Origin of the sequence: Paraburkholderia sp. EG287B, assembly GCF_040965595.1 — a bacterium.
Taxonomy (GTDB): Bacteria; Pseudomonadota; Gammaproteobacteria; order Burkholderiales; family Burkholderiaceae; genus Paraburkholderia.
The window spans coordinates 1-422 of record NZ_JBFRCG010000095.1 but is presented as its reverse complement, the minus strand read 5'-3'; the positions used below and the strand labels follow the sequence as shown (position 1 = coordinate 422).

At 65.9% G+C, this 422-nt stretch carries 1 protein-coding gene; it reads left to right on the top strand.

Features of this window, described 5'->3' with window-relative positions:
• On the top strand, positions 1–422 hold a 422-nt coding region (locus AB4Y40_RS42860; RefSeq protein WP_368692997.1), incomplete at both ends, for an ImcF-related family protein.

Below are 422 nucleotides of genomic sequence, written 5' to 3'. Positions count from 1 at the left end.
ATCAGGCCGTGGCTATGCGCAACCTGCGCCAGCCAGTCGCGCGGGCGCTCGAAGGGCAACTCGCCCGGTTCTCGCAGGTTCGCGCGGATGAACAGCAGAGTCACGATGCGCAGCAGCAGGCCTACAACCGCCTGAAGGCGTACCTGATGCTCGCTACCCCGGCGCGCACCGACGCAACCTTTCTCAGGAAACAACTGCTCGACGTCTGGCCCGCGCCTCCCGGTATGCGCGTGGGAGAGTGGCTCGACGTCTCGCAGCAACTCGCGGGCTTCTGGTCCGATCATCTGACGGCGCATCCCGACTGGCGGATCAATCCGTCTCAACCGCTAGTCACACAGATGCGCTCGACGCTCGTCAACCAGATCGGCCTCGCGGCGAGCGACGACGTGCTCTATCAGCGCGTCATCGACACGGCGCGCGGC